Annotated in this window: 5 protein-coding genes; all 5 read right to left on the reverse strand. The window is 34.7% G+C overall.

Going from position 1 to position 6,238, the window contains the following annotated elements; translation table 11 throughout:
• Positions 1-791 precede the first annotated feature (791 nt).
• A complete protein-coding gene (gene optrA / locus ACHBID_RS10900) occupies positions 792-2,759 on the reverse strand; it encodes an ABC-F type ribosomal protection protein OptrA (protein ID WP_394732345.1) in 1,968 nt (655 codons plus the stop codon).
• Positions 2,760-3,089: 330 nt separating this feature from the next.
• On the reverse strand, positions 3,090-3,260 hold the full coding sequence (locus ACHBID_RS10905; protein ID WP_105461295.1) for an AraC family transcriptional regulator: 171 nt from the start codon (positions 3,258-3,260) through the stop codon (positions 3,090-3,092).
• Between the two features lie 185 nt (positions 3,261-3,445).
• A complete protein-coding gene (gene fexA, locus ACHBID_RS10910; RefSeq protein WP_065813868.1) occupies positions 3,446-4,873 on the reverse strand; it encodes a chloramphenicol/florfenicol efflux MFS transporter FexA in 1,428 nt (475 codons plus the stop codon).
• A 256-nt stretch (positions 4,874-5,129) separates the two neighbouring features.
• The gene (locus tag ACHBID_RS10915) at positions 5,130-5,273 is read right to left on the reverse strand and encodes a hypothetical protein (protein WP_002360221.1); all 144 of its coding nucleotides are present in this window, start codon (positions 5,271-5,273) and stop codon (positions 5,130-5,132) included.
• A 127-nt stretch (positions 5,274-5,400) separates the two neighbouring features.
• Positions 5,401-6,238, reverse strand: an 838-nt coding sequence (locus tag ACHBID_RS10920) for an ISL3 family transposase (RefSeq protein ID WP_394732344.1), incomplete at its 5' end; no start/stop codon positions are given.

The raw sequence follows: 6,238 nt of genomic DNA on the forward strand, positions 1-6,238 counted from the left end.
ATCGTCATTCCTCCTGCTATCTTTTTCTATTATTCTACCTTATTTGATAGTAGATTTAAAACTTTGCAACAGAACCCCCTGTACAAATCTATCTTTATCCTCATCTCTCATTAATGGAATAACTGTAACACAGGATACATTCCTCATTTTTTACAGTGGCAATAATCAGTCTACTATGTTCAACTTCTATGAGAAAATATACTTCGTTTGGCTCTTTTTAACGAACAATACAAGAAAAATATCCTAATTATCTGTTGCTTTTTTACTACAAAACAATCGATTAGTACATTATTACCATACCTATTTAGCACCAAGGCAAGCAATTCTACAAATCACAATATAATCTGATTTATCACCCTATATCTAAATACTATTGTTGAACTTCAGTTTCTCTTATCTTAACCTTCCTTTCTGCTGTATTTGAGACGTCATAACCTCTTGAACATTTTCAAATTCTTTACTTATGACATATTCATCAAATACTTCAGTCCCATATTTAGAATCTGGTTCTGCAACGACAGAAACCACCTGCTCAATCCTCCTGTTATATACAGAGGGCTACTGGAAGAACAACTTCTGGCAGCATAACAATCAAAGGAAATTTAGTGAGTTTATACGACTACACTTTTCTTGACAATTCCAAAGTATAGATAATAAAAACCGCTATGCGGCAAACTCAAAAGGTCTTCACATAGCGATTATATCTAATAAAAATTCATTAATTTTTTTACATTTTCAACAACCAGAATGTATCATTAACACTTTTACATCCTTATTGCATAACTCAAAAATTACATAACTTCCAATTCTCTCATCAACTGTTCCCATTCATTAAAATAATTACCCTGACACCTTTTAACATCATCAATTGATTTTTGTATTTCCGTCAGTACTATATAATCAGAAGAATTGTTTGGTTCAGAAATGATTTTATTCAATCTTTCTAATTCTTCATCATATTGATTTATTAACACTTCAAGCTTTTCAATTCGTTTCTCCTTCTTAACCTTCTCCTTCTCAATGGAGTTACGATCGCCTTTTACTGTGTTATTTTTCTCTACTTTCTGCTCAACTTTAATGTTATTAAATGGCTTTTCAGAATTCATCCTTTTTTTCTCGTACTCACCATAAGTAGATTGTACAAACTCTACACCATCCTTATCAAAAACAAGTAATCTGTCAGCAATCTTATTAGTAAAATATCTATCATGTGACACAAAAATAATTGTACCTTGATAACTGCATAAGATATTCTCTAAATTCTCTTTTCCAATAATATCCATGTGGTTTGTCGGTTCATCTAAGATTAAAACATTAGGACGTTTATATAATAATTTACATAATGTCAATCTAACCTTTTCTCCACCTGACAAAGAGGACACCGGTCTAAAAACATCATCTCCACTAAACTGAAATGAGCCAAGAGCAGTTCTGACCTCTGTGTCATTTAGCTCAGGGTATTCGCTTTGAAAAATTTCGAATAGTGTATCATCTCCACTGATTTGAGCAAGCTGTTGGTCAAAATAGCTAATTTCAACATTGTATCCGAATTTAAAATCTCCAGACAATGCTGCCACACCACCCATAAGTGTTTTAAGCAACGTGGATTTACCAATACCATTACTCCCAACAATTCCAAGCTTCTGTCCCCTTTCAAGGTTGAAATTAACCTTTGCAAGAGGAGTATCATAGCCTATCACAAGTTCTGAAGCACTTAATACTTGCCTTGAACTACTGATTCTCGGTTGAAATTTAGACATATAAGTTTTTGTATCGTATTGGTCTGGTGCATTTAATATTTGCATACGCTGTAATAATTTAATTTTAGATTGCACCATTTTAGCTTTCGTAGGTTTATAACGAAAACGTTCAATCAAGCGTGTAATCCTTTCAATTTCTATCTGTTGCAAGTCGTAATCTTTTTGCTGTTTGATATGATTTTCTCGTTTTTGCTCCTCAAAGGCTGAATAATTACCTTTATAACATTTGGTCTCTCCCCATTCGATTTCATAAACCTTATCCACAATTCGATTAAGAAACATTCTATCATGGGAAATAATAACCAATGTAGATTTATAACTTCTCAAATAACTCTCCAACCATTGTATTGTTTCTATATCAAGGTGGTTAGTAGGTTCATCAAGTAATAGAATGTCTGGCTTTGTTAAAAGTATTTTTATAAAAGCTATCTTAGTTCGCTGACCACCTGAAAATTCAGAAATGGGTTTTTTATAATCTGCTTCAGTAAAACCCATACTACGAATCATCGTTTCATATTCTTTTTGGTAGGTTAGACCTCCAAGAGCCATATACCTTTCACTGATATCAGAGTATTCATTGATGATTTTATCATCATATTGATTCTCCATTTTATCTATCAGCTGTTTCATCTTGTTTTCCATATCAATAAGCGTCTTAAATACCTTACGGACTTCATCCACCATTGATATACTTTCATCTTCAAAAGGCATCTGTCTTAAATAGCTAATATAAGGGTTACCGGTCTTTATTACTTGAAACTCACTTTCACCAGTTCCTTCTTCTAATTCAATTTCGCCTATAATAGCTTTTAGCAAGGTTGTTTTTCCACATCCATTTCTACCAACAATAGCAATCTTTTCATTATCATTGATTTCAATACCGATGTTTTCCAACACCATATTACCATCATAGTAAACGGCACCATTAATTATTTTGTATTGCATTTTCATATCCTCCTTTGCGTTAGTACTAGCAATTGCAAAGGTGGCTTTGGACAATAATTATTCTACTCCATGTAAAGCTTGTCACAGCCACCTATACATGGAGTTCTTTAAATGTTACTTTAGTTGTAGATTTCATTTGCTTCTCCCTCCTATCGTTTCAAATATAATTCAACTTCCCCCTTATTGTACCAAATCGCTAGCGCAATGGCTAGCCTAAGTTTTAGCTTACACCCTTTCTGGTAAAAGTAAAGTAACTGATCTGTTATCTCATCTGGCACCAGATTCCCGATAAACCCTGCTGTTCCCGTCAACAGAAACCGCAGCCACACTGGAAAAAGATACAAAAGGATTGCCGCAATTGATTCTTTGCATTAGCCATCAGCTTTACAAATCACTCTTTCTATATTCAAAAGGCGTTTTTCCTGTTTCTTTTTTAAACACGGATGTGAAGTAACTTTGTGAGTTAAATATAAGATATTCACTAATTTCTGATATTGACTGATTCGTATATACCAATAGAAATTTGGCATATCTGGGTGAGAAACGATCACCAATGTTTTCATTGTTTCATCCTTAACATACTCAACTTTCGCACCAATAAAACAGTGTACGAAAGTTGAGTTACTTAAAAGTATTCTATTCTAAGAAATTCAAATTTGCGTGATTCCTAAGCTATTTATTTACAGCTTAAACTATAGAAGATGAACTAAACAATAACTAATCTTTACATAACTAAGTTATTACCCACGCTTTTTTAAACCTAATCCAGCTATTAAGGCAATGAGTATTGCCCCTGTAGCTGCAAGGAACGCATCTGAGTAGGACATAGCGTCCAATATATATAATGGATTTATCGGCTCAGTAGCATCACGTCGAGCGGATAATAATGCTCCAATCATACCTGCTCCAGTTCCTGCTCCAAGGTACAAAGCACCTTGGAAAATCCCCATTCCGACACCAACCTTGTCTGCATCGAGTGCACTTACTGCGGCGTTATTTGCGGGAGAATTCGTGAATGCAAAAGCAATCCCTACTCCGAGGACCCCCACGGAAACTAACAGAGGTGAAGCACCAGATGCATAGGTGGACAAGAATAAGGTAGACAGCCCCATCAGAGTCATCCCAGTAATTATCAGACGTTTATCCCCAAATCGATCAGAAAGACGGCCAACGAAGGGAGATAAGATTGCAACAGCCACACCACCTGGCAACAATATCATTCCAGCCTGTCCAGAAGAGAGTCCATTCACCTCAATGACTAGTAATGGGACGAACACAAGAACAGCGAAATAAGCAAACATCGAAAAAAATGCAATTATGACCGTATTGACATAATCCTTGTTATTGAACAGGACAGGTGGTACAAATGGATTTTCTGCGGTAACAATTCTCCAAATAAATCCCACCAAAGCTACAACAGAACCAATTAGGCTAGTTAACGATGAGAACGAAGAAAAACCAGAAGTTTCTCCTTGAGTGATGCCAAAAAGGAGTAATCCTACTGTGAGGCCGAGGAATAAACCACCAATGAAATCAAAGTTCTTATTGCTTCCTACGGATTCTGCCGGTTTAATTGTCGGTAACGCGTAGTAGGCACCAATAACAATCATAATGGCTAACAAAAATGTGAACCAAAACAAGGCATTCCACCCTAAATATTGACCAACTACTCCACCAAATATTGGACCAGCAGCAGTTCCAACACCAATACTTCCTGCGATAATTCCCAAAGCTCCCCCACGTTTTCCTTGTGGGAAAACCTTCGAAATTGCAATGACTGATAGAACTGGAATTGCGGACATCCCAGCACCCTGAACCATTCTTCCCAAAACCAACAATGGGAGGTTCGGGGCAATTGCACATAAAAGACTACCACTTGCCAGAATCATAATGGCAAAGATATATAGCTTTCGTAACTCAAAAAAGTCTGAGATTCGACCATAAATCGGAACTCCAATCGCAAGAACAAGTGCAATACCACTAACTATCCAACTCACTTGAGATTTCGAAGCTTCTAAAGCTTTGCTTATTAGTGGAAGTACGGGATTGACTGAATCAGCCGTAATTGAACCTACAAGTACAGATAGGGAGAGTACCATCATTAAAAGCCTAGTAGAACCCCTTTTTTCAGATTGAATCATTTCTTTAGATTTACTATCCTTTTTCATTTTATTTCCTCCTAAAATATATTGTGATTTTAGGAGGCTAAATCCACTGCTTTCATCACCATAAACCTCACCTCATATCTATTTATATTGTAAAACCAAATCAACGAACTCACCATATTTCTACAGCATGATTAAAGATTCGGTTCTCCAAACTAACTGAACTGATCAAACAAAAAAAAGGCACCAGTTTAACAACCGGTGCCTAATCATTCGTATGCATTTTTACAAATGCAATAGATTCATAAATTTTTGCCCATTATATAAAAGGAGGCAAAAAGTTTTCCGGTAGTGTTTCCATTTTTTGTTTTTGTGAAAAAGGACATACTGATCCCGTTGTACCTAAATCCCCTGAAACTTTTACATGCTTTCTAAACTCGACATTAATGAAATCAATTCCCATTACTTTTTGCCTCCTTTCTCATATTGTGATAATAACACAATAATGGCTCTTTGTCAAATCGGACTGATGAGTCGGATATATAAGATGATAAACTTGAGATTACTCTCAGATTTATCATCTTTTTTAGTTATTTAATTTTAATAAGGCCGTTTATCAAGAAAATTCTTATACGCATATTTGTAAATGAGTTGAATCCATAGGAAACTCTTTTAAGTGTTTTTATATGAGTGTTCTTAGCTTCAATTTTTCCATTGGAAAAATTATATTTAAGAGCGTTTCTAATACCTTCTTCATAGGAAATCAGATTTTCTATTTTATCTCTAAATTGTGTATCCAAGCTATCAGGTAGATTTTTCAATAGTTCGAAAAAGGAACGGTCATCTTTGTTTCTAAAGTGATACATTAATAAATGGAAAATGTCATAAGCTTCTTTTAGTTCAGAAGAAAATGAGAGTAGTCGATCAATCACCATAGATTCCGTTAAAAGATGGTACTTTGGAGAAGGAAAACTTCTCCAAGTTTTGAACTCTGAAATGGAAATATTTGTTTGATTTTTTAGAAGTAATTTCCAGTTTGATTTTAATTTATTTGCTTTTGACTTTTTCTTATTGGTAATTAATCTCTTCATTTCTCGGACTCTAAAATCATTAAAAGCGGTGTTCAAATGCTTCACAATATGGAACCTATCAATGATTAATTTAGCAGTAGGAAAGACATTTTTAGTTAATTGAAAGTAAGCAGCATTCATGTCTGTTACTAAAAATTTAACTTTTTCCCTTTCCTCCAACGGAGAGCGATTGAAGTAAGGGATTATTTTATCTAATTTCCTACTAGGTAAAATATCTACTAATTCACCTGTTTCTCCATCAGCACATATGAAGCTCATTTGGTTCTGTTGCAAAGTTTTAAATAAAGAATAAAATCCCTTACGGTATCTATGATTTAAGCTGGGATTCCCAATAATA

The sequence above is a fragment of the Streptococcus sp. A25 genome (genome assembly GCF_043674095.1).
In the GTDB taxonomy this organism is placed as follows: Bacteria; Bacillota; Bacilli; order Lactobacillales; family Streptococcaceae; genus Streptococcus; species Streptococcus suis_V.